General features: G+C 75.6%; 23 protein-coding genes. 8 read left to right on the plus strand and 15 right to left on the minus strand.

The window, feature by feature from the left end; translation table 11 throughout:
- Positions 1-102: 102 nt before the first annotated feature.
- Positions 103-1,308, plus strand: coding sequence for a thiolase family protein (locus ACI78S_RS13830; protein WP_456974183.1), 1,206 nt, complete (start codon positions 103-105; stop codon positions 1,306-1,308).
- The gene (locus ACI78S_RS13835; protein WP_456974185.1) at positions 1,305-3,389 is read left to right on the plus strand and encodes a 3-hydroxyacyl-CoA dehydrogenase NAD-binding domain-containing protein; all 2,085 of its coding nucleotides are present in this window, start codon (positions 1,305-1,307) and stop codon (positions 3,387-3,389) included. The genes ACI78S_RS13830 and ACI78S_RS13835 overlap by 4 nt, the downstream gene beginning before the upstream one ends.
- Before the next feature lie 132 nt (positions 3,390-3,521).
- On the opposite strand, the gene ACI78S_RS13840 is transcribed toward ACI78S_RS13835, so the two are convergent.
- The 7 genes from ACI78S_RS13840 to ACI78S_RS13870 all read right to left on the minus strand — a co-directional run bounded on the left by ACI78S_RS13840 (position 3,522) and on the right by ACI78S_RS13870 (position 10,629).
- A complete protein-coding gene (locus ACI78S_RS13840) occupies positions 3,522-3,824 on the minus strand; it encodes a thiamine-binding protein (protein ID WP_456974187.1) in 303 nt (100 codons plus the stop codon).
- Positions 3,821-5,749: a 1-deoxy-D-xylulose-5-phosphate synthase gene (dxs, locus tag ACI78S_RS13845; RefSeq protein ID WP_456974189.1), complete on the minus strand. Its 1,929-nt coding sequence runs from the start codon at positions 5,747-5,749 to the stop codon at positions 3,821-3,823. The genes ACI78S_RS13840 and dxs overlap by 4 nt, the downstream gene beginning before the upstream one ends.
- Before the next feature lie 95 nt (positions 5,750-5,844).
- Positions 5,845-6,558: an SGNH/GDSL hydrolase family protein gene (locus ACI78S_RS13850; protein ID WP_456974191.1), complete on the minus strand. Its 714-nt coding sequence runs from the start codon at positions 6,556-6,558 to the stop codon at positions 5,845-5,847.
- Between the two features lie 98 nt (positions 6,559-6,656).
- Positions 6,657-7,025, minus strand: coding sequence for a hypothetical protein (locus ACI78S_RS13855; protein ID WP_456974193.1), 369 nt, complete (start codon positions 7,023-7,025; stop codon positions 6,657-6,659).
- A 49-nt stretch (positions 7,026-7,074) separates the two neighbouring features.
- Positions 7,075-7,302, minus strand: coding sequence for a DUF4177 domain-containing protein (locus ACI78S_RS13860; RefSeq protein ID WP_456974195.1), 228 nt, complete (start codon positions 7,300-7,302; stop codon positions 7,075-7,077).
- Positions 7,299-8,591 carry a class I SAM-dependent RNA methyltransferase gene (locus tag ACI78S_RS13865; protein WP_456974197.1) on the minus strand — a complete coding sequence of 431 codons (1,293 nt, stop codon included), beginning with the start codon at positions 8,589-8,591 and terminating at the stop codon, positions 7,299-7,301. The genes ACI78S_RS13860 and ACI78S_RS13865 overlap by 4 nt, the downstream gene beginning before the upstream one ends.
- Positions 8,584-10,629: an APC family permease gene (locus tag ACI78S_RS13870; protein WP_456974199.1), complete on the minus strand. Its 2,046-nt coding sequence runs from the start codon at positions 10,627-10,629 to the stop codon at positions 8,584-8,586. Before ACI78S_RS13870 ends, ACI78S_RS13865 begins: the two co-directional genes overlap by 8 nt.
- A 173-nt stretch (positions 10,630-10,802) precedes the next feature.
- On the opposite strand from ACI78S_RS13870, the gene ACI78S_RS13875 reads away from it, so the two are divergent.
- Together ACI78S_RS13875 and ACI78S_RS13880 are read left to right on the plus strand one after the other, a co-directional pair.
- Positions 10,803-11,471 (plus strand): potassium channel family protein, encoded by a 669-nt coding sequence (locus ACI78S_RS13875; RefSeq protein WP_456974201.1) that lies wholly within the window; start codon positions 10,803-10,805, stop codon positions 11,469-11,471.
- Entirely contained in the window at positions 11,468-12,145 is a 678-nt protein-coding gene (locus ACI78S_RS13880; protein ID WP_456974203.1) for a potassium channel family protein, read from the plus strand. The genes ACI78S_RS13875 and ACI78S_RS13880 overlap by 4 nt, the downstream gene beginning before the upstream one ends.
- A 122-nt stretch (positions 12,146-12,267) precedes the next feature.
- Here ACI78S_RS13880 and ACI78S_RS13885 read toward each other — a convergent pair whose 3' ends face one another.
- The 7 genes from ACI78S_RS13885 to ACI78S_RS13915 form a co-directional block, all read right to left on the minus strand.
- Entirely contained in the window at positions 12,268-13,131 is an 864-nt protein-coding gene (locus ACI78S_RS13885; RefSeq protein ID WP_456974205.1) for a DUF3159 domain-containing protein, read from the minus strand.
- A 67-nt stretch (positions 13,132-13,198) separates the two neighbouring features.
- On the minus strand, positions 13,199-13,576 hold the full coding sequence (locus tag ACI78S_RS13890) for an OB-fold nucleic acid binding domain-containing protein (RefSeq protein WP_456974207.1): 378 nt from the start codon (positions 13,574-13,576) through the stop codon (positions 13,199-13,201).
- On the minus strand, positions 13,573-14,367 hold the full coding sequence (locus ACI78S_RS13895) for an alpha/beta hydrolase family protein (RefSeq protein ID WP_456974209.1): 795 nt from the start codon (positions 14,365-14,367) through the stop codon (positions 13,573-13,575). Before ACI78S_RS13895 ends, ACI78S_RS13890 begins: the two co-directional genes overlap by 4 nt.
- 1 nt (position 14,368) lies before the next feature.
- The gene (locus ACI78S_RS13900; RefSeq protein ID WP_456974211.1) at positions 14,369-15,103 is read right to left on the minus strand and encodes a DUF3710 domain-containing protein; all 735 of its coding nucleotides are present in this window, start codon (positions 15,101-15,103) and stop codon (positions 14,369-14,371) included.
- A gap of 2 nt (positions 15,104-15,105) precedes the next feature.
- Positions 15,106-15,594 carry a dUTP diphosphatase gene (gene dut / locus ACI78S_RS13905; RefSeq protein ID WP_456974213.1) on the minus strand — a complete coding sequence of 163 codons (489 nt, stop codon included), beginning with the start codon at positions 15,592-15,594 and terminating at the stop codon, positions 15,106-15,108.
- Positions 15,595-15,676: 82 nt separating this feature from the next.
- On the minus strand, positions 15,677-16,579 hold the full coding sequence (locus tag ACI78S_RS13910; protein ID WP_456974215.1) for a hypothetical protein: 903 nt from the start codon (positions 16,577-16,579) through the stop codon (positions 15,677-15,679).
- A 79-nt stretch (positions 16,580-16,658) separates the two neighbouring features.
- Complete coding sequence (locus ACI78S_RS13915) at positions 16,659-16,961, minus strand: DUF4193 domain-containing protein (RefSeq protein WP_456541814.1); 303 nt, start codon at positions 16,959-16,961, stop codon at positions 16,659-16,661.
- A gap of 319 nt (positions 16,962-17,280) precedes the next feature.
- Here ACI78S_RS13915 and ACI78S_RS13920 point away from each other — a divergent pair, with 319 nt between their 5' ends.
- Both ACI78S_RS13920 and ACI78S_RS13925 read left to right on the plus strand, forming a co-directional pair.
- Positions 17,281-18,327: a phosphotransferase family protein gene (locus ACI78S_RS13920; RefSeq protein WP_456974217.1), complete on the plus strand. Its 1,047-nt coding sequence runs from the start codon at positions 17,281-17,283 to the stop codon at positions 18,325-18,327.
- Positions 18,328-18,376: 49 nt separating this feature from the next.
- Positions 18,377-18,922: a LytR C-terminal domain-containing protein gene (locus tag ACI78S_RS13925; RefSeq protein ID WP_456974219.1), complete on the plus strand. Its 546-nt coding sequence runs from the start codon at positions 18,377-18,379 to the stop codon at positions 18,920-18,922.
- A gap of 57 nt (positions 18,923-18,979) precedes the next feature.
- Here the strand turns inward: ACI78S_RS13925 and ACI78S_RS13930 are convergent, their stop codons facing one another.
- Positions 18,980-19,789 (minus strand): inositol monophosphatase family protein, encoded by an 810-nt coding sequence (locus ACI78S_RS13930; protein WP_456974221.1) that lies wholly within the window; start codon positions 19,787-19,789, stop codon positions 18,980-18,982.
- Between the two features lie 68 nt (positions 19,790-19,857).
- Here ACI78S_RS13930 and ppgK point away from each other — a divergent pair, with 68 nt between their 5' ends.
- Both ppgK and ACI78S_RS13940 read left to right on the plus strand, forming a co-directional pair.
- Positions 19,858-20,607, plus strand: a complete 750-nt coding sequence (gene ppgK / locus ACI78S_RS13935; RefSeq protein ID WP_456974223.1) for a polyphosphate--glucose phosphotransferase — start codon at positions 19,858-19,860, stop codon at positions 20,605-20,607.
- 247 nt (positions 20,608-20,854) lie between these two features.
- Positions 20,855-22,198, plus strand: a complete 1,344-nt coding sequence (locus ACI78S_RS13940; protein ID WP_456974226.1) for an RNA polymerase sigma factor — start codon at positions 20,855-20,857, stop codon at positions 22,196-22,198.
- The last annotated feature ends 156 nt before the right edge of the window (positions 22,199-22,354 follow it).

Genomic DNA, 22,354 nt, shown 5'->3' on the forward strand with positions numbered 1-22,354 from the left:
CGCGGGAGAACCGCCGCGCCCCGTGGACCTCGCGGTTACCAGCGGGTAACTTGAGCGGCGCCGGTTGCTACCGGCCGGTAATCGCCCCGCTGCGGAGGTCCCATGTCCCGCTCCCTGCGCGAGGTCGTCTTCGTCGACGGCGTGCGCACCCCCTTCGGCAAGGCCGGCCCGAAGGGCCTCTACGCCGAGACGCGCGCCGACGACCTGGTCGTGCGCTGCATCCGCGAGCTGCTGCGCCGCAACCCGGCGCTGCCGGCCGACCGGGTCGACGAGGTCGCGATCGCCGCGACGACGCAGACCGGCGACCAGGGCCTGACGATCGGCCGGACGGCGGCGCTGCTCGCCGGCCTGCCGAAGTCGGTCCCCGGCTACGCGATCGACCGGATGTGCGCCGGCGCGATGACCGCCGTGACCACCACCGCGTCGGGCATCGCCTTCGGCGCCTACGACGTCGCGATCGCCGGCGGCGTCGAGCACATGGGCCGGCACCCGATGGGCGAGGGCGTCGACCCGAACCCGCGGATCGTCAGCGAGAAGCTGGTCGACCCCTCGGCGCTGGTCATGGGCTCGACCGCGGAGAACCTGCACGACCGCTTCCCGCACCTGACCAAGGAGCGCGCCGACGCGTTCGCGCTGGCCAGCCAGCAGAAGTACGCCAAGGCGGTCGCCAACGGGCAGATCGGCCCGGAGCTGGTGACCGTGGCGACCCGCTCGGCCGAGCAGGGCTGGGGCCTGGCCACGGTCGACGAGCCGCCGCGGCCGGGCACCACGCTCGAGGGCCTGGCGGGCCTCAAGACGCCGTTCCGCCCGCACGGGCACGTCACCGCCGGCAACGCGGCGGGCCTGAACGACGGGGCCACCGCCTGCCTGCTCGCCGACGAGGCGACCGCGCGCGAGCTCGGGCTGCCGATCGGCATGCGGCTGGTCGGCTACGGCTTCGCCGGCGTCGAGCCCGAGGTCATGGGCGTGGGCCCGGTCCCCTCCACCGAGAGGGCGCTGGCCCGCACCGGCCTGTCCATCGAGGACATCGGCCTGTTCGAGCTCAACGAGGCCTTCGCCGTGCAGGTGCTGGCCTTCCTCGACCACTTCGGCATCGCCGACGACGACGAGCGGGTCAACCCCTGGGGCGGCGCGATCGCCGTCGGCCACCCGCTGGCCTCCTCCGGCGTGCGGCTGATGACCCAGCTGTCCCGCCAGTTCGCCGAGCGGCCCGACGTCCGCTACGGCCTGACCGCCATGTGCGTGGGCCTGGGCATGGGCGCCACGGTCATCTGGGAGAACCCGAACTGGGAGGGGTCCGAGAAGTGACCGCCGTCTTCGCGAACGAGGTCGTGACGGCCGCGCACGTCCGGTACCTGCGGGTGCCCGGGCTGGCCGGCGAGCTCGCGCTGATCACCCTGGACAACGGGCACGACCACACCCGGCCGTCCACGTTCGGCCCGGGCGGGCTCGCCTCGCTCGACGCCGCGCTCGACGAGATCGCGGCGCACTCCCCCGCCCCGGTCGCCATCGGCGTCACCGGCAAGCCGTTCATCTTCGCCGTCGGCGCCGACCTCTCCGGCGTCCCGGCGATCACCTCGGCGGCCGACGCGCGGGAGATCGCCGAGACCGGGCACCGGGTGTTCCGCCGGCTCCTGGACTCGCCGGTCCCGACGTTCGCCTTCGTCAACGGCGCGGCCCTGGGCGGCGGCCTGGAGCTGGCCCTGCACTGCCGGTACCGCACCATCGCCTCGACCGCCGTCGTCGCCTTCCCCGAGGTGTTCCTCGGGCTGGTGCCCGGCTGGGGCGGCACGCAGCTGCTGCCGAACCTGATCGGCATCGACCCGGCGGTCACCGTCGTGGTGGAGAACGCGCTGGCGCAGAACAGGATGACGCCGGGCCCGAAGGCGGCGCAGCTCGGCATCGCCGACGCCGTCCTCGAGCCGGCCGACTTCCTGGAGCGGTCGCTGGAGTGGGCGGCCGGCGTGCTGTCCGGCGACGTGACCGTCGCGCGTCCCGAGGTCGACCGCTCGGCCTGGGACGACGCGATCGCCCGCGCGCGGCAGGTCGTGCAGGCCCGCACCCGCGGCGCCTCCCCCGGCGCGCTGCGCGCCGTCGAGCTGCTCGACCTGGCCCGTTCCGGGGTGGACGGCGAGGCGTTCACCGCCGGCACCTCCGCCGAGGACGACGCCCTGACCGACCTGCTCATGAGCGACGAGCTGCGGGCCGGGCTGTACTCGTTCGACCTGGTGAACAAGCGGGCCAAGCGGCCGGCCGGCGCGCCCGACAAGAGCCTGGCGCGGAAGGTCACCAAGGTGGGCGTCGTGGGCGCGGGGCTGATGGCCTCGCAGCTGGGCCTGCTGCTCGTGCAGCGGCTCGAGGTGCCCGTCGTCCTCACCGACGTCGACCAGGCACGCGTCGACAAGGGCGTGGCCTACGTCCACCGGCAGCTGGACGAGCTGGCCGCCCGGGGCCGGCTGTCGAACGACCGGCTCAACCGGCTCAAGGGCCTGGTGTCCGGCGCGCTGGACAAGGCCGCGTTCGCCGACGCCGACCTGGTCGTCGAGGCCGTGTTCGAGGAAATGTCGGTCAAGCAGCAGGTGTTCGCCGAGGTCGAGGCGGTGGTGTCGGAGACCTGCGTGCTGGCCACCAACACCTCGGCGCTGTCGGTGACCGAGATGGCCTCCAAGCTCGAGCACCCCGAGCGCGTGGTCGGGCTGCACTTCTTCAACCCGGTCGCCGTCCTGCCGCTGCTGGAGGTGGTGCGCGCCGGGCAGACCGACGACGCCACGCTGGCCACCGCGTTCGCCGTGGGCAAGCAGCTGAAGAAGTCGTGCGTGCTCGTCGCCGACGCCCCGGCGTTCGTGGTCAACCGGCTGCTCACCCGGTTCCTCGGCGAGATCACCTCCGCCGTGGAGCAGGGCACCCCGGTGGCCGTGGCCGACCGGGCGCTCGACCCGCTGGGCCTGCCGATGACCCCGTTCGAGCTGCTCACGCTGGTCGGCCCGCCGGTGGCGCTGCACGTGGCCGAGCGGATGCACGAGGCCTTCCCCGACCGGTTCGCCGTCGGCGAGGGCCTGCGCCGGATGGTCGAGCTGGGCAAGTCGTCGGTGTACAGCGAGCCGGGCGTCGTCGACCCCGACCTCGCCGGCATCGACGCCGGCGACGACGCGCTCACCGAGGAGGAGGTGCGCGTGCGCGCCGAGCGGGCGCTGGCCCAGGAGATCCGGCTGATGCTCGACGAGGGCGTGGTCCAGGCGGTGCAGGACATCGACCTGTGCATGCTGCTGGGCGCCGGCTGGCCGTTCTGGCTCGGCGGCATCTCGGCCCACCTGGACCGGACCGGCGTGAGCGAGGCCGTCACCGGCGCCCGCTTCCTGCCGCGCGGGGTGGCCTCCCTCCCCGCCTGAGCGGCTCGGCGACGATCAGGTCCGCTGATCCCGGAGGGTCCTACCCCGCGCTGCGGCGCGGGGTAGGACCCTCCGCGGTGAGGGAGGACGGCGAGCATGCGCCACCCGCGCCCCGGCCGGCGGTGCGGTCGGTCAGCGGAACTTGCGGGTGAGGCTGGCCATGCTGCGCTGGACGGACGCGATCTTGACGTGCGAGAGGCCGCCGTTGGCGCCGGCGAGCATCATCGCCTCGTGCGCGGCGCGCAGGGTGTCCCACACCCGGTCGGCCTCGCCCTCCAGCGTGGTGCCGAGCGCGCCGACCTCGTACGCCAGCCCCGAGTTCGCGATCACCTCGATCGCGGCCTCGACGTGGGCGTGCGGGTTGCCCGGCGTCCCGGGTGGCGAGGGCGCGACCTGGATCTCGGCGATGACCCACTCGCCGGTCGCCTCGGTCACTGCTGCCCCTCCACCGGCTCGTCCTGGACGGCGGTGGGGGCGCTCTCGGCCCGCTCGCCGAGCACCGCCGCCCACTCGGCGATGCGGCGCGCGACGTCCTGCTCGGTGAGCCCGGCGTCGGCGAGGACCTGCCCGCGGCTGCCGTGCTCGAAGAATTGCTGCGGCAGGCCCATCGAGCGCACCGGGACGTCGATCTGCCGGTCCTGCAGCGCCTGGGTCAGCGTCGTGCCGATGCCGCCCGCCCGGCCGCCGTCCTCGACGGTGACCACCATGCGGTGGCCGACGGCGAGGTCCACCAGCTTGGCCGGCACGGGGATCACCCACCGCGGGTCGACGACGGTGACCTCGATGCCGTGGTCGGCGGCGCGCTCGGCGGCGGCCAGGCAGATCGGCGCCATCGAGCCGACGGCGACCAGCAGCACGTCCGGCCGGGCGCCCCGGCGCAGCACGTCGACCGGTCCGCGGCGCTCCAGCGCGGGGATGTCCGGCGGCAGCGAGCCCTTGGGGAAGCGGACGACCGACGGCCCGTCGGCGATGTCGACGGCCTCGCGCAGCGCCTCGCGCAGAGTGGCCTCGTCGCGCGGGGCGGCCAGCCGCAGGCCCGGGACGACGGACAGCACCGACATGTCCCACATGCCGTTGTGCGAGGCGCCGTCGTCGCCGGTGACCCCGGCCCGGTCGAGGACGACGGTCACCGGCTGCTCGTGCAGCGCGACGTCCATGAGCAGCTGGTCGAACGCCCGGTTGAGGAACGTGGAGTAGACGGCGACGACGGGGTGCATCCCGCCCATCGCCAGGCCTGCGGCCGAGGTGAGCGCGTGCTGCTCGGCGATGCCGACGTCGAAGGTCCGCTCGGGGAAGCGCTCGGCGAACGGCGCCAGGCCGGTGGGGTGCAGCATCGCCGCGGTGATGGCCACGACGTCGGGCCGCTCGGCGCCGATGCGGACCAGCTCGTCGGCGAAGGCGTCGGTCCAGGCCTGCCCGGTCTTGCGCACGCTGGTGCCGCTGTCGGGGTCGAAGACGCCGGTCGCGTGCCAGGCGTCGATCTGGTCGGTCTCGGCCGGCGGGTAGCCGAAGCCCTTGGTGGTGACGGCGTGCACGATCACCGGGCCGCCGAAGGAGCGGGCGCGGCGCAGCGCCGACTCCACGTGCTCGGCGGAGTGGCCGTCGACCGGGCCGACGTACTTCAGCCCGAGGTCCTCGAACATGCCCTGCGGCGCGAGGACGTCCTTGAGGCCCTTCTTGATGGCGTGCAGCGCGTCGTACAGGGCCGAGCCGACCACCGGGGCCCGGTGCAGGGCCTGGCGGACGGCGAGCAGCGCCTGCTCGTAGCCCGGCCGCAGCCGCAGCGTGGCCAGCGCGTCGGCCACGCCGCCGATCGTCGGCGAGTAGGAGCGGCCGTTGTCGTTGACGACGATGATCACCGGCCGGTCCTGCGCGGCGGCGATGTTGTTCAGCGCCTCCCAGGCCATGCCGCCGGTGAGCGCCCCGTCGCCGACGACGGCCACGACCGGCCGCCGGTCGCCGCGGATGGCGAAGGCCTTGGCCAGGCCGTCGGCGTAGGACAGCGCCGTGGAGGCGTGGCTGTTCTCGACCCAGTCGTGCTCGCTCTCGGCCCGGCAGGGGTAGCCGGACAGGCCGCCGCGCTGGCGCAGCCGCTCGAAGCCGTCGACCCGGCCGGTGAGCATCTTGTGCACGTAGGCCTGGTGGCCGGTGTCGAAGACGATCGGCTCGCGCGGGGAGTCGAAGACGCGGTGCAGCGCGATGGTCAGCTCGACCGCGCCGAGGTTGGGCCCGAGGTGGCCCCCCGTCCTGGCCACGCTGGTGACCAGCGCGTCCCGGATCTCCGCCGCCAGGACCGGCAGCTGGTCGGCGGGCAGCGCCCGGAGGTCCTCGGGGCCCCGGAGCGTCGGCAGGATCGGCACGGCGCGGGTGGTGTCCTCTCTGGTGGCGGCGCGGCCCGGGGAAGAAGCCGCCGATCCACTGTAGCCGCGGGAGGGGAAGCGCTCAGGCCGAGCGCTCAGGCCCCCACCAGGCCGCGCAACGCGCCGGCCAGCCGGTCGGCGAAGAGCTGGTGCCCGAGGTCGCTGGGGTGGATCGAGTCCGACCACAGGTGCCGGTCGCCGGCGTCCAGCCAGTCCTCGGCCGCGGGGTCGAGGAACGGCAGGCCGGCGTCGTCGGCCGCCGCGCGCACCGCGCGGTTGATCCAGTCGATCGTGGCCTCGGGGGTGCCCGGGTTGTCGGCCGCGCCGACGACGAGGATGCGGGTGGCGGGGTCGGCCAGGTCGCGCAGCGCGGCGAGCGTGGTGCGCGCCGCCGGGGCCAGCACGCCGGGCCGGCTGCGCCGCTCGTTGAGGCTGCCCTGGACGACGATCCACTCGGGAGCGCCCTCGACGGCGAGCTCCAGCCGCTCGGCGAAGAGGTCGTCGTGCGGCCCGGGCACGCTGTAGCCGCTGCCGCCCGCGCCGAGCACCCGCGCGTGCCAGCCCAGCGCGGCGGCCGTGCGCACGGCGTAGCCCTGCAGGTCGGTGGCGCCGCGGCCGACGGTCCAGGAGTCGCCCACGAACACCACGGTCGGCGCGTCCTCGGCCGCGGCGGGCAGCCCGTCGAGCACCGGCCCGCCGGCGGGCGCGCTGGCCACGCGCGGCAGCAGGACGGCGAGCCCGGCGGCGGCCGCCAGCACCAGGAGGAGCGCGACCGCCCTACCCCCGCGGACCCCCTGCTGACCAGGCACGACGGGCAAGGTACGGCCACGGACGCCCCCGCGGGGGCGCGTCGCGCGGCATCGGGACCGTCGTCCCCCTCACAGGTGACTTCCGTCCCACCCGGCACTCACAACCGGGGCACCCAGCGCTCCCCGCGCAGCGCCCCGGCGACCACCTCGACGCCGCGCGCGGCCGCGGCCAGCCGGGTGCCCTCGCGCTCGTAGGCGGCGACGGCCGCCTCGATCGCCTCCGGCGGCAGGTGCTCGGCGAGGTCGACGCGGACCGTGCGCCAGCCGGCGCGGGCGGCCTCGAGGCCGGCGCGGACGTGGTCGCCGGCGAAGCGGGCCAGCAGCACCGGGTAGTGGCGCAGCACCTCGTGCGCCCGGTAGTCCGGCGGGACCAGGTCGAACAGCCACGCCACCGCCGTCCGCTCCCAGTCGGGGGCGCCCGGCGGGCGGACCTGCTCCGGCCACCCCGGCGGCAGCGTTCCGTCCACCGCGCCAGTGTGCCCCATCCGTCGAACAGGTGTTCGACGGACGCGCGGGTCAGCTCCGCTGCCGCTTGAGCCAGAACTGCTCGAAGCCCCACGTGCCGGCGCCGCTGGAGTGGTAGCTCACCAGCTCCCAGCCCTCGCCGCCGAGCCGGTTGAGCACCGTGCTGGCGTCCTCCTCCTGCCGCTCCATCGGCCCGCCGGGCAGCTTGACGCTCACCCCGGCCTTGCGGCTCTCGGCGTCGTTGGCGGTGATGACCGAGGCGTACTCCCAGGTGGTCACCCGTGCACGGTAGCCGGAGCGGGTTCCAGCAGCGCGACGCACTCCACGTGGTGGGTCATGGGGAAGGCGTCGAAGCCGCGGAGGCCGGCCAGCCGGTAGCCGGCGCCGGCGAACGCCGCGACGTCGCGCGCGAGCGCGGCCGGGTCGCAGGCCACGTAGACGACCGCCCGCGCGCCCGTGCCGGCCAGCAGCCGGCTCACCGCGGCGCCGGCGCCGGCCCGCGGCGGGTCGAGGACGACGACGTCGGGCGCCCCGCCCAGCTCGGCCAGCAGCTCCGCCAGCCCCCCGGCGTCCACCTCGCCCTGCCAGACCTCGGCCTGCGGCAGGTCGGCGAGGTTGGCGTCGGCCGCGGCGCAGGCGGCCGGGTCGGCCTCCACGCAGACGACCCGGCCGTCGGCGCCCACCGCCGGGGCCAGCGCCCCGCCGAACAGCCCGGCGCCGGCGTAGAGGTCGAGCACGGTCTCCCCCGGCCGCACCCGGGCGAAGCCGGCCACGGCGGCCACCAGCGCGTCGGCGGCGCCGGGGTGCACCTGCCAGAAGCCCGTGCCCTCGACCTCCCAGTCGCGACCGGCCGCCGTCCGCCCGGCCCGGCCGGCCGGCTCCTCCGGCACGTCGGAGCCCGGCCGCAGCACCCGGGTGGTCAGGGGCCGGCCACGCCGGTCCAGCCGGGTGGTGGTGACGACGCCGGCGGCGTCGACGGACACGTCGACCGCCCCGGCGCCGGGCCAGCGGTGGTCGAGCACCGCGCGCGCGGCCGGCTCGACGGTGATCGGGCAGTCGGCCAGCCGGACGACGTCGTGCGAGCGGTGCCGCCGCAGCCCCGGCACGCCGGCGCGGTCGACGGCGAACCGGGCGCGGGAGCGCCAGCGCAGCGGCCCCCCGGGCAGTTCCTCGACCACCACGTCGACGTCCTCGAGGTGCGCCAGGCGGGCCAGCTGCTCGCGCACCACGGCGGCCTTGAGCCGGCGCTGCTCGGCGGGCGCCACGTGCTGCCAGTCGCAGCCGCCGCACTTCCCGGGCCCGCTGTACGGGCAGGGCCGCTCGACCCGCTCGGGGTGCGGCTCCAGCACCGTGACGGCGTCGGCGCGGCAGTAGCCGGGGTGCCGGTCCTCGGTGACCCGGGCGAGCACCCGCTCCCCCGGCAGGGCGTGCCGCACGAACACCACGCGCCCCTCGTGCCGGGCGACGCAGTGCCCGCCGTGCGCGACCGGGCCGACGGCCAGCTCGAGCTCGCGGCCGGTCCAGCCGCCGCCGCGGTCCGGGGACGGGCGACGCCGGCGCTCAGCCATACGGGGTGGCCGGGACCTCGTCGTCGGTGATCCCGCGGCGCAGGTCACCGGGCATGGGCGCCGAGCCGCGCTGGCCGTTGTTCTCCTGGCCGATCGAGCTCTCCAGCTGCCAGGGCACCGTGGTGATCATGACGCCGGGGGTGAACTGCAGGCGCGCGCGCAGCCGCAGCGCGCTCTGGTTGTGCAGCACGTTCTCCCACCAGTGCCCGACCACGTACTGCGGCACGAACACGACGACGAGCTCGCGCGGGCTGTCGCGGCGGATGGCCTTCACGTAGTCGAGCACCGGGCGGGTGATCTCCCGGTACGGCGACTCCAGCACCGTGAGCGGCACCGGGATGTCGTAGCGCTCCCACTCGCCCTGGAGCGCTCGCGTCTCGGCGTCGTCCACGTTCACGGTGAGCGCGGTGAGCACGTCGGGCCGGGTCGCCCGGGCGAAGGCCAGCGCCCGCAGCGTCGGCTTGTGCACCTTGGAGACGAGCACGATCGCGTGCACCTTGCTGGGCAGCAGCCGCGCGTCGGTGTCGGGCACCAGCTGGGCGGCGACGTTGGTGTAGTGCCGGTTGATCGCCTTCATCAGGGCGAACAGCACCGGCATGGCCAGCAGGACCAGCCAGGCGCCGCGGGTGAACTTGGTGACCACGATGATCAGCAGGACGACGGTGGTGAGCGTGCCGCCGATGGTGTTGATCACCTGCGAGCGGCGCATCCGGCGGCGGGCCGCGGCGTCGTCGGACTGCCGGATCTCCCGGTTCCAGTGCCGCACCATGCCCCACTGACCGATCGTGAAGCTGGTGAACACCCCGAGGATGTAGAGCTGGATCAGCCGGGTGACGTCGGCCCCGAACGCGACGATGAGCAGGGCGGCGAAGCCGGCCAGCAGCAGGATGCCGTTGCTGAAGACCAGCTTGTCGCCGCGTGTGTGCAGCTGGCGGGGCAGGAACCGGTCCTGCGCCAGCACCGAGCCCAGCAGCGGGAAGCCGTTGAACGCGGTGTTCGCGGCGAGGACGAGGATGAGCGCGGTGGCCGCCTGGATGTAGAAGAAGCCGACCGAGGTGTCGCCGCCGAAGGTGGCCGCCGCCAGTTGCGCGATGACCGTGCGCTGCGGATCGGTCTCGCAGTCGCCGACGAAGCCCTCCAGGTCGCAGGTGAACTCGGTGTACTTCACGTCGCCGAGCAGGGCCAGCGCGGTCACCCCGGCGAACATGGTGGCCGCCAGCCCGCCCATGATCGCCAGGGTGGTGGCGGCGTTCCTGCTCTTCGGCGGCCGGAACGCGGGGACGCCGTTGGCGATCGCCTCGACGCCGGTGAGCGCGGTGCACCCGGAGGCGAACGCCCGCAGCGCGAAGAACAGCAGGGCCAGGCCGGTCACCTGGGAGTAGCCCGGTTCCGGCGTGATCGTGTAGCCGGCGCTCTCGGCCACCACGGGGTCGTCGGTGAAGAAGTCGCGGAACAGCCCGGTGCCGATCATCACCAGGATGCCGCCGATGAACAGGTACGTCGGCAGCGCGAACGCGCGGCCCGACTCCCGCACGCCGCGCAGGTTGAGCGCGGCCAGCAGGGCGACCAGCCCGACCGCGATGAGCACGCGGTGCTCGTTCCACGACGGGAACGCCGAGATGATGTTGTCGGTCCCGGCCGAGACCGACACGGCCACGGTGAGCACGTAGTCGGTGAGCAGGGCGCTGGCGACGACGAGCCCGGCGAACTGCCCGTGGTTCTTCATCGCGACCTCGTAGTCGCCCCCGCCCGACGGGTAGGCCCGCACGACCTGGCGGTACGACAGCACCACCGTGGCCAGCAGCAGGACGACGGCGATGGCCAGCCACGGCGCCAGGTACAGGAACGCCGTGCCGGCCAGCGTCAGCACGATGAGGATCTCCTGGGTGGCGTAGGCCACGGAGGAGAGCGGGTCGCTGGCGAAGATCGGCAGCGCGAGGCGCTTGGGCAGCAGCGACTCGCCCACGCGGTCGCTGCGCACGGGGCGGCCGAGGACGAGGCGTTTCGGGAGTTGTCCGAGGTCGGACAGCGATGGCACGGCGGCGATCGTACGAGCGCTGGGGACCCCGTGCCGCCACCGCGGCGGCGCGACTTGCCCGGGAGGGGGAGATCCGCGCGACAGCGCCGCGCGGGCCCGCCCGGCGGGTGTAGCTTCGCGCCCGGCAGACAGCGGGCGGACGTGCCCGCACCGGTGTCGACAAGGAGTTCCACGTGCACGTGGTCGTGATGGGCTGCGGGCGTGTCGGCTCCGCGATCGCCCGGCGGCTGGAGGAGATCGGGCACAGCGTCGCGGTGATCGACCAGGACCCCGAGGCGTTCCGCCGGCTGGGTCCCGACTTCGCGGGCCGCCAGGTGACCGGGCTCGGCTTCGACCGGCAGACGCTGCTCGACGCCGGCATCGACTCCGCCGGCGCGTTCGCCGCGGTGAGCAGCGGCGACAACTCGAACATCATCAGCGCCCGCGTGGCGCGCGAGACCTTCGGCGTCCAGCACGTCGTCGCCCGCATCTACGACGAGAAGCGGGCGGAGATCTACGAGCGCATGGGCATCCCGAGCGTGGCCACGGTGCCGTGGACGGCCAGCCGGCTGCTGCGCGAGCTGCTCTCGGTCAAGGTCAGCGAGATGTGGCGGGAGCCCACCGGCCAGGTCCTCCTGGAGCGGGTCACCGTGACCGAGGCGTGGATCGGCCGCCGGCTCGCGGAGTTCGAGGCCGCGTCCGGCGCCCGCGCGGCCTGGATCGTGCGCTTCGGCGAGGCCCAGCTGCCCACCGCCGCCACGGTCCTGCAGGACGGCGACCACCTGGTCCTCGCCGTCACCGACGCCATCACCCCGCGGGTGCACGCGGTGGTCGAGCACGGCGCCGAGGGGGCCGAGCGATGAGGGTCGCGATCGTGGGCGCCGGCGCCGTCGGCCGGTCGATCGCCGGCGAGCTGCTGGCCAACGGCCACACGGTGATGCTCATCGAGAAGGACGGCCGCAAGGTGCGCACCCGCGCCGTGCCCGGTGCCGAGTGGGTGCAGGCCGACGCCTGCGAGGTCAGCTCCCTGGAGGAGGCGCAGCTGGCCACCTGCGACGTCGTCGTCGCCGCCACCGGTGACGACAAGGCCAACCTGGTCGTCTCGCTGCTGGCCAAGACCGAGTTCGCGGTCAACCGGGTCGTCGCCCGCGTCAAGGACCCGCGCAACGAGTGGCTCTACACCGAGGCGTGGGGGGTCGACGTCGCCGTCTCCACCCCGCGGGTGCTCGCCGCGCTGGTCGAGGAGGCGGTGACCGTCGGCGACGTCGTCCGGCTGATGAGCTTCCGCAAGGGCGCGGCCAACCTGGTCGAGATCACCCTCGCCGAGGACACGCCCTGGGTCGGCAAGCCGCTGCGCGAGGTGCCGCTGCCCCGCGAGACCGTGCTCACCGCGATCCTGCGCGGCGAGCGGGTGATCAACCCGACCCCCGACGAGCCGCTGGAGGCCGGCGACGAGCTGCTGTTCGTCGCGCACGCCGAGGTGGAGGAGCAGCTGCAGGCGGTGCTGGCCCCCGAGGGCGCGCACGGCCCCCTCTGACCGTTCGACGGGCTCGTCCCGGGACCCGTCGTCGGCGATCATGGAGTTCCGGACGCGACATGCCGCCACCGGTCGGTGTGTCGCCTCCCGAACTCCGTGATCGTCGAGGCCGGGGCCCTTCCTCAGGCGGCGGGGGCCTCGCCGTCGGTGCGCCGCTCCACCGGCTCGGTGGCGGCCGCCGCCCCGGCCGGCTCCTGGCAGCGGTGCCGGTGCAGCCGGGACACCACCCACAGGGTGACGATCAGCTCGGCCGCGGTCACCGGGATGCCGAGGACCAGCGACGCCGTCCCCAGCAGCTCGACGTCGTTGCGCTGGTAGAGCAGCCCCTGGACGGCGACCCGCAGCAGGAAGGTGCCGCCCCACAGCGCGGTCAGCCAGGAGTAGGCGCGCAGCATGCGCGGGTCCTCGCGCCAGTGCTGCTCGGGCTCGGGGTCCTTGGGCCGCTCCCCGGTCTCCGGGTCCGGCGGCGGGCGGTGGTGCAGCGTGGCGCTCACCCGGTCGATCCGGTTGCGCAGGCCGGGCAGCCGGTGGGTGGCCATCGCGCCGAGGTGGCTGGGCGCCAGGAACTCGGCGATGTAGCCCACGAGGGGCCGGCGGACGAGGATCGAGCCGATCAGGACCACGCCGATGGCGGCGTTGCGCACGATGCCGAGCACGAAGAAGTCGCGCGCCTGGCCCGAGGCCGCGGCGATCGCCACCGCCACCGCGACCCCGATCAGCCCGCTGATGCCCTGCTGGAGGCTCTCCCGCCGGACCAGCCGGAGGAGGAAGACCAGGACGGCGGCGCCGAGCGCGGTCCAGATGCCGACCCGCAGCCCGCCGAGGCTGTTGGCCACGATGAACGCGACCGTGGGCAGCGTGGCATCGACCATGCCCCGCCAGCCGCCCAGCTGCTCGAGCACCAGGTGGCGGTCGAAGGACAGCGGCTGCGCGGGCGCGCGGTCGGCGTCCGCGGCCTCGTCGCGTGCCTCGTCCGGTGCGCCCACCGCCGCCTCCCGCCCCTGTCGCTGCCCCGGTCCTCCCCCTGCTACCCCGGTCCCCGGCGGCGGGTGGTCAGCCGGCACCCAGCTCGTACCACGGGTTGTAGATGACCCGCTTGCCGTCGAAGGCGGCGAACCGGCCGCGGGCGGTCAGCGTGCGCCCCGGCTCGATGCCGGGGATGCGCCGCCGGCCCAGCCAGACCAGCGTCACCGAGCCCGAGCCGTCGAACAGCTCGGCCTCGAGCGTGGGCACCGTCTCGCGCGGGGTGTAGACCACCGACTTCAGCCGGCCGGTCACGGTGACCACCGCGCCCTTGCGGCACATGCTCACCGGCTCGCAGCCGGCGCTCGCAGAACCGGCGCGGAGCTCCTCCGCGTCGATCTGGTGGTCGTCCGCGGTGAGGCGCTCGAGGGTCCTCGAGAACCAGCCGCGCGACTTCGCTTGCGTCACGGTTCAAGCGTAATCCGCCCGACGCGCTGTGCACGGCGCGCCTCGAGCCAGTCGCGGGCGATCCGCCAGCCGTCGCCGGCCGGGTCGATCAGCGCCATGTGGTCGGCGGGCAGCACGCGCACCTCGACCGCGTCGCCCGCGGCGGCGGCCGCGGTGGCGTAGGCCTGGCTCTGGGTCACCGGGACGACGTCGTCGTCCCGGCCGTGCACGCACAGCACCGCGGCGCCGGTGGGCAGCAGCCGGACGGGGTCGGCCTCCGCCCACCGGGCGGGAGCCGCCTCGGGCGGCGCGCCGAGCAGGTCGCGCGCGGCCCCGGCGCCCAGTCCCTGCTCGTCGGCGAGACGCAGGTCGAGGACGCCGGCCTGCAGCACCGCCGCGGTGACCCGCACCCGCGGCGCCGCCCCCGGCGCGCCGTCGGGCAGGTGCGCCCGGCCGGCCGCCCAGGCCGCGAGGTGGCCACCGGCCGAGTGCCCGACGACGGCGACCTCCCCGAGGTCGAGCCGGGCGGCCTCGGGCAGGTCCGGCAGGGCGTCGAGCGCGGCCGCGACGTCGGCCGGGGTCGCCGGCCACCCGCCGCCGTTCCCGACGCGCCGGTACTCGACCGCGACGGCGGCCCAGCCGGCGGCGGCGAGGTCCGCGGCGAGCGGGCGGGCCAGTTCGACGCCGTAGGCGGCGCGCCAGAAGCCGCCGTGCAGCACGACGGCGACCGGCGCCGGCGCGTCCCCGCCGGGCAGTGTCAGCTCGAGGAACTGGTCGGGCGCCGGCCCGTAGGCGACGGTCCGGGGCGCCACGTCAGGCGTCGGGCGCGGCGTGCCGGCCAGCCGGCGGGCGGGCCGACTGCGCCGCCTGCTGGGCGGCCTGGCGGGCCGCGACCTGGGCGGCGGCCTGCGGCGGCAGCGTCATCGGCAGCTGCTCGCGCACCGGCATCGGCTCGCTGCCGCGCACCACCACGATCTGCCGGAACGCCTCCTCCAGCGGCGCGGCGGCCGCGGGGTCCTCCCCGGCGGGGCCGGCGATCATGCCGCGCAGGAACCAGCGCGGGCCGTCGACGCCGACGAACCGGGCGGGCCGGCGGACCGGCTTGGGCGCCGCGGTCTGCCCCGGCTGCGGCGCCGACTGCACCAGCACGGTGCCGGCCAGCTCGGGGCCGAAGGGGCCGTCGACCTCCTTGAGCGACGCGCCCTGGCCGGAGGCACCCCTGGCCAGGTCGGCGCGGACGTCGTCCCAGATGCCCCCGGCCCGCGGCGCCGCGAAGGCCGACACCGACAGGGTCGACTCCCCCGACCGCAGCGTGGCGCCGATGACCTTCTGCTGCTGGTTGACGTCGACCCGCAGCTCCATCCCGGCGATGGCGGGCAGCCGCACCGAGCCGAGGTCGACCCGGTTGACCCCGTCGTCCGGCGCGTCCGCCTCGTCCCAGGGCCCGGTGGTCTCGGCCTGCTCCCGCTCGCGGTGCTGCGGCTCCGGGGGCACGCCCCGCTCGCGCAGGCTGCGGTCGATGCGGTTGCGCCGCCGTCCGAACGGCATGGTCAGTCCCGTCCCTCTCGTGTCGCGAGCCTCTCGTGCCCGCCGGTCGAGCCGTGGCCCCCGGCGCCGCGGTCGCTGGCGGGCAGCTCCTCGACCGGGACGAACCGCGCGCGCACGACCGGCTGCACCACCAGCTGGGCGACGCGGTCGCCGCGGCGCAGGGTCAGCGACGTGGTGGGGTCGAGGTTGATCAAATTCACCTTGATCTCGCCGCGGTAGCCGGCGTCGATCGTGCCGGGGGCGTTGACCAGGCTCAGGCCGACCCGGTGGGCCAGGCCCGAGCGCGGGTGCACGAAGCCGGCGTAGCCCTCGGGGATCGCCACGGCGACGCCGGTGCCGACCAGCGCCCGCTGCAGCGGCGCGAGCTCGACGTCCTCGGCGACCGACAGGTCGGCGCCCGCGTCGCCGGGCAGGGCGTACGCCGGGGCGACGGCGTCCGGGGACGTCAACCGGACCGGGACGTCGACGGCGGGTGCGAGGGCGTCGGCCACGCCGCGACCCTATAAGGACCCCGGCCCTCCTCCCGCCTCGCCGGCTCGGCGCGAGCCTCTGGTCCCGGGCCGTTCCCTCAGGTCACCGGGCGGCGTGCAGGTCGGCCCGCACGCGGCGGGCCAGCGTCTCGGTGGCCCGGCGGTTGCCCCGGCCGGCGATCGCCGCGCCGACCAGCAGCGGCGCCGCCACGGGGATGCCGCGCGCCAGCCGGCGGGTCATCCGCCGGCTGAGCGCCCGCAGCCCCGCGGTGCCGAGCACCGAGACCAGCCCGGGGGCGGCCGGGCCGTCGAGGGCCCGCTGATCGGCCCAGGCGGCCAGGTAGGCGCCGGCCCGGTCGCGGGCGGCGCCGAGGGCCGGCCGCCCGGCGAGCTCGTGCAGCTCGCCGAGCAGGACGACCTCGACGGCGGCGACCAGCACGGTCTCCGCGCCGAGCTCCAGCGGCAGGGCCAGCAGCGACGGCGGCGCCAGCCACTGCGCGGCCGACAGCCCGCCGGTGGCCGCGCCGATGCCGGCGGTCAGGCGGGCCGAGCGCGCCACGAGCGCGTCGGCGATCTCCTCGTCGGTCAGGCCGGGGTAGGCCACCCGCAGCCGCGCCGCGTCGCGGATGGGCAGTCGCGGCGCGGCGGCGGCGAGCAGGTCGCCGAGGAACGCGCCGGCGGACCGCTGGCCGGGCTCCCGGCCGCCGGGCGGGGCGGCGGCGCCCGCTCCCTGGTCGCGCCGCTCCCGCCAGGCGCCGGCCGCCCCCGCCAGCGCGGTGAGGACGTCCCGGAGGCCGGCCGCCGCCGACGGGGCGGCGGCCGGGTCCGGGGCGCCCGGCGTCGAGGTGCCGAGGAGCCCGCCCACGGCGTCGGCCACGACCCGCGCGGCGCGGGCCAGCGGGCCGGCGTCCTCGGGCTCGGGCTCGGGCGGCGCGGCGGGCGCGCGCACGGGACGCGGCGGGGGGACGTCCCTCGCCGCGCCGGTGCGCGGAGCGTGCTCGGACATGGACCTCTTCCCGGTCAGCCGTGCCGGCCCCCTCGCCGGGCCCCGCGGCGCGAGCGGTGGGGGCAAGGGGGTTCGTCGCTCAGGCGGCGCAGTCCCGGCAGTACATCTGGTCGCCCTTGGTGGCGGCCAGGCGGCTGCGGTGCTGCACGAGGAAGCAGCGGGAGCAGGTGAACTCGTCCTCCTGCTTCGGCAGGACGCGGACCGTGAGCTCCTCGTTGGACAGGTCGGCGCCCGGGAGCTCCAGGTTCTCGTTGAAGTCGGTCTCGTCGACGTCGACCGATGCGGACTGCGCCTCGGCCCGCCGGGCCTTGAGCTCCTCGAGCGAGTCCTCGCCGAGCTCGTCGGCCTCGCTGCGCCGTGGGGCGTCGTAGTCGGTGGCCATGGGGTGCCCCTCCTCCGGGGTTTCTCGCGGGCGTCGTGCCCGCATTGCGTCTGACGTCGGCGAGGTGCGCCGCCGTCCTGACCGGCCGCCTGGTGGGCGACCGGAGGTCTGGCGCCGGGTTCCCGGGAACGGGTCCCCGGCGACGGGTCGTGCTCCGGCCCCGCGTCGTTCCCTTCGGGCGCCGAGGGGCGCCCGGTTGCGGAACCGGCAGCCCCCCAACGCCAGGAGGCCCCCGTTTGTGCCCGGCGCGGGTGCGCCCACACCTCGCCCCGGAAACGGGCGGGCGGGGGCGCGGAGCGCCAGAGGTTACCCTGCCGCCGTGTCGACTCCCGTGGGTGCTGATCCGGCCGTCGTCGGGCCCTACCTGGCCTCGGTCCTCGGCGACGAGAGGTGGCGATCGGTGTCGGTCGGGCTCATCGCCGCGGGCATGTCGAACCTCACCTACACGGTGACCCCCGAGGGCGGCTCGCCGGACGACGCGGTGATCCTGCGGCGGCCGCCGACGGGGGCGGTGCTGGCCACGGCGCACGACATGGCCCGGGAGTACACGGTCATCACGGCGCTCGGCCCGACGGCCGTGCCGGTGCCCCGGACGCTGCACCTGTGCGAGGACACCTCGGTGCTCGGCGCCCCCTTCTACGTGATGGAGCGGGTCGTCGGCGTCCACGTCGTCGACGAGATCCCGCCCGGCTACGCCGACGAGCCCGACCAGCGGCGGGCCATCGGCGAGGGGCTCGTCGACGTCCTGGCCGCCCTGCACACCGTCGACCACGAGGCGGTGGGGCTGGCCGGGTTCGGCCGGCCCGAGGGCTTCATGGCCCGGCAGGTGCGCCGCTGGACCACGCAGTGGCAGGCCACCCGCGACCGCGACCGCCCCGGGCTCGACGCCCTCGCCGCCCGGCTCGCCGAGACCGTGCCCGGCACCCAGCGGCACGCCGTCGTCCACGGCGACTACCGGCTCGACAACTGCCTGCTCGACCCTGACCGGCCGGGCGGGATCCGCGCCGTCCTCGACTGGGAGATGTCCACGCTGGGCGACCCGCTCGCCGACCTCGCGATGCTCCTCGTCTACTGGCCGCAGGCCGGCGAGGACCTGCCCGCGAGCCAGGCGGCGGTCACCGCGCTGCCCGGCTTCCCGACGCGGGCCGAGGTCGCCGAGCGCTACGCCTCGCGCACCGGCCTCGACCTGTCGGCGCTGAACTGGTACGTGGGCTTCGCCTACTTCAAGTTCGCCGCGATCGTCGCCGGGATCGTCGCCCGGGGGGCCGCCGGCGCCATGCCCGGCAAGGACACGTCCGGTTACGCAGACCGCATCGACCCGTGCGTGGAGCGAGGACGCGCCGCACTGGACGCAGGTGCCATCTAGCGCCCCGACGGCGTCCTACACTCCCGCCGGGTTCCAGCGAGGAGGGCGCGTGACGAGCGTGGGTGAGCGGACCGAGCGGCCTCCGGTGCGGGCCCGGAGCGGACGGCGTCCGATCCCGCCGCTGATCTTCCTGCTCGTGCTGGCCCTGGCCGCGCTGGGCGTGTGGTGGAACGTGCTGCGCACCGAGGAGACCCGCCAGGCGGAGCAGGCCGCGGCGTGCACCACCGCCCAGGAGGCGGCGCCGTCGATGGACCCGACGACGATCAACCTGCGCGTGCTCAACGCCACCGACCAGCAGGGCCTGGCCGGCACGGTCGCCGCCCAGCTGCAGTCGCTCGGCTTCGTCGTCGACGAGATCGCCAACGACTCCAGCGGCCGCGAGGTGACCGGCGTCGGCGAGGTCCGGCACGGCCCCCGCGGGGCCGACGCCGCCCGGTTCGCGACCGTCTACCTCACCGGCGCCACCACGTACGAGGACACCCGCGCCACCGCCGTGGTCGACGTCGTCATCGGCCCCGATTTCACGAGCCTGGCCTCCCCCGACCAGGTCGCCGCCGCCCTGTCGGCCGGCGCCAGCGCCCAGGCCGCCTGCTAGCGGGACCCTCCCGCCCCCGCCGCTCGCACGCTCGCGGCGGGACCCTGCGGCAGCGCCTCAGTGGAGGTCGTCGAGGAGGGCCACGAACTCCTCGGCGACGGCCGGGGACACCGCGATGCCCAGCGGCGCGCCGAACGGCCGGCCCGGCAGCCCGGTGACCACCGCCCCGGCCTCGGCCGCCACCAGGCTGCCGGCGGCGAAGTCCCACGGGTTGAGGTGCCGCTCGAAGTAGGCGTCCACCCGCCCGGCCGCGACGGCGCACAGGTCCAGCGCGGCCGAGCCGAAGCGGCGGATGTCGCGGACCCGCGGCAGCAGCTCGGCGACGACCGCGCCCTGCGCGCGGCGCTGCTCGGCGCGGTAGCCGAACCCGGTGGCGACCAGGGTCTGCTCCAGCGACGCCGGGGCGCTCACCGCCAGCGGCACCGGCTCGGCGCCTGGCGCCGACAGCCGCGCGCCACCGCCGAGGGTCGCGGTGAACAGCTCGCCGGTGGCGGCGTTGAGCACCGCGCCGGCGCGCACCCGGCCGTCGACCTCGGCGGCGATGGAGACCGCGTACGCCGGCACGCCGTAGACGAAGTTGGTCGTGCCGTCGATGGGGTCGACGATCCAGCGCACCCCGCTGGTGCCGGCCCGGTCGCTGCCCTCCTCCCCCAGCAGCCCGTCGTCGGGGCGGGCGCCCAGCAGCCGGCCGACGACCAGCTCCTCGCTGGCCCGGTCCACGGCGGTCACCATGTCGACGGGGCTGGACTTGACGTCGACCGACGCCGCGGCGCCGGCCCGGCCGCGGGCGACGAGCGCGGCCGCCTCCCGGGCGGTGGCGACGGCGAGGTCGAGCAGGTCGGCATCGGCGGGGCGCGGGGAGCTCACGGGCCGATCCTGCCCGAGCGGGGCACGGGGCCGGGCCGGCTGTCGGGCTGATCACTACGCTGACGCCCGTGGCGCACGGTTTCGGGGTGGACATCGGCGGCAGCGGCATCAAGGGCTGCACGGTCGACCTGCACAAGGGTGAGCTGATCGGCCAGCGGGTGCGCATCGAGACGCCGCAACCCTCCCTGCCCGAGCCGGTCTACGACGTCGTGGGGCAGATCGTCGCCTCGTTCGGCTGGACGCACCGGATCGGGGTCACCTTCCCCGGCGTGCTCAAGCACGGCGTCGTCCACACCGCCGCCAACGTCGACAAGAGCTGGCTCGGGACCAACCTCGCCGAGGGCCTGCGCGCCCGCATCCCCAGCGACCACGTGCAGACGCTCAACGACGCCGACGCCGCCGGCTTCGCCGAGGTCCGCTACGGCGCCGGCCGCGACCGCAAGGGCGTCGTGCTCATGCTCACCTTCGGCACCGGGATCGGCAGCGCGCTGTTCATCGACGGGCACCTGGTGCCCAACACCGAGTTCGGCCACATCCAGGTCGACGGGGAGGACGGCGAGCGGCGCGCCTCGGCCGCCGCCAAGGACCGCGAGGACCTCAGCTACCCCGAGTGGGCCAAGCGCGTCGACCGGTACCTCGACGTCCTGGAGGCCAGCGTCTGGCCGGACCTGATCATCGTCGGCGGCGGCGTGAGCAAGAAGGCGCACAAGTGGGTGCCGCTGCTGTCCACCCGCACCGAGGTGGTCGCCGCGGAGCTGCAGAACGACGCCGGCATCGTCGGCGCGGCGCTCGCCGCGCACGAGCACATCGGCCAGTAGGCCGCGGGGAACGCCCCGTCCGGGCGAGGAGAGACCGTCGGGAACGGTGGAATAGCGGTTCACGGTCGTTACAATGGGAGAGCCCCACCCCGTCGTCCGCCAGCCGGGAGGGATCCCCCGCTCGACCGCCGGTCAAACGCCGCGCCGGTCTGCCCGGGTCCCGACGGCCGTCCGCTCGACGGTGGGCGCCGCTGCCCGGGGACCACTCGGTCCTCCGGGGAACGACCCAGCACGGGAAGGAACCTGAGTGCCCGCCGACAAGCCAGCACCGGAAGCAGCCGCCGCGAGCACCAGCACTCGCTCCAGGACGGTCGCCGCCGGTACCCGGGCCCCTCGGGCCACCGCGACGGTCTCCCCGGAGGCAGCTCCGAAGGCGGCCAAGAAGAAGGCTCCCGCGAAGTCCCCGGGTGGGCGCACCAAGCCGGCCATCACCCCCTCCCCCGCCGCCGACGGCGCCGTGCTGACCGCCGTCGCCGACGGCGAGGCCCCCGCCGAGGGCCTGGCGCTGGACGAGGCCGTCGTCGCGGGCGCCGACGGCGTCGCCGAGGGCCCGGCCGAGGGCGAGGTCGCCGCGGCGGCCGAGGAGGAGGCCGAGTCCGGCGACTTCGAGTGGGACGACGAGGAGGAGTCCGAGGCGCTGCGGCAGGCCCGCAAGGACGCCGAGCTCACCGCGTCGGCCGACTCGGTCCGCGCCTACCTCAAGCAGATCGGCAAGGTCGCGCTGCTCAACGCCGAGGAGGAGGTCGACCTCGCCAAGCGCATCGAGGCCGGCCTCTACGCCGCCGAGCGGATGCGGCAGGTCGAGGAGGAGGGCCAGAAGCTCTCCCCGCAGATGCGCCGCGACCTCAACTGGATCATCCGCGACGGCGAGCGGGCCAAGAACCACCTGCTCGAGGCCAACCTCCGGCTCGTGGTCTCCCTCGCCAAGCGCTACACCGGCCGCGGCATGGCGTTCCTGGACCTCATCCAGGAGGGCAACCTCGGCCTGATCCGCGCGGTCGAGAAGTTCGACTACACCAAGGGCTACAAGTTCTCCACCTACGCCACCTGGTGGATCCGGCAGGCGATCACCCGCGCCATGGCCGACCAGGCCCGCACCATCCGCATCCCGGTGCACATGGTCGAGGTCATCAACAAGCTCGGCCGCATCCAGCGCGAGCTGCTCCAGGACCTGGGCCGCGAGCCCACGCCGGAGGAGCTGGCCAAGGAGATGGACATCACCCCGGACAAGGTGCTGGAGATCCAGCAGTACGCCCGGGAGCCGATCAGCCTCGACCAGACCATCGGCGACGAGGGCGACAGCCAGCTCGGCGACTTCATCGAGGACTCCGAGGCGGTCGTCGCGGTCGACGCGGTGAGCTTCACCCTCATGCAGGACCAGCTGACCAGCGTGCTGCAGACGCTGTCCGAGCGGGAGGCCGGCGTCGTCCGGCTGCGGTTCGGCCTCACCGACGGACAGCCGCGCACCCTCGACGAGATCGGCCAGGTCTACGGGGTCACCCGGGAGCGGATCCGGCAGATCGAGTCGAAGACCATGTCGAAGCTGCGCCACCCCAGCCGGTCGCAGGTCCTGCGCGACTACCTCGACTAGGAACGGTCACCGCCCCCGCTCGCCCCTCGCGGCGGGGTCGTCCGCGGGGGCGGGGGGGGGGGGGGGGGGGGCGGGGGGGGGGGGGGGGGGGGGGGGGGGGGGGGGGGGGGGGGGGGGGGGGGGGGGGGGGGGGGGGGGGGGGGGGGGGGGGGGGGG

Source organism: Geodermatophilus sp. SYSU D00815, from assembly GCF_054050035.1.

Excerpts from the sequence above, each read along its gene's own strand:
- ACI78S_RS13830 (WP_456974183.1), top strand. The coding sequence starts at position 103 with ATGTCCCGCTCCCTGCGCGAGGTCGTCTTCGTCGACGGCGTGCGCACC.
- ACI78S_RS13865 (WP_456974197.1), bottom strand. The coding sequence starts at position 8,591 with ATGGCTGAGCGCCGGCGTCGCCCGTCCCCGGACCGCGGCGGCGGCTGG.
- ACI78S_RS13880 (WP_456974203.1), top strand. The coding sequence starts at position 11,468 with ATGAGGGTCGCGATCGTGGGCGCCGGCGCCGTCGGCCGGTCGATCGCC.
- ACI78S_RS13900 (WP_456974211.1), bottom strand. The coding sequence starts at position 15,103 with ATGCCGTTCGGACGGCGGCGCAACCGCATCGACCGCAGCCTGCGCGAG.
- ACI78S_RS13910 (WP_456974215.1), bottom strand. The coding sequence starts at position 16,579 with ATGTCCGAGCACGCTCCGCGCACCGGCGCGGCGAGGGACGTCCCCCCG.
- ACI78S_RS13915 (WP_456541814.1), bottom strand. The coding sequence starts at position 16,961 with ATGGCCACCGACTACGACGCCCCACGGCGCAGCGAGGCCGACGAGCTC.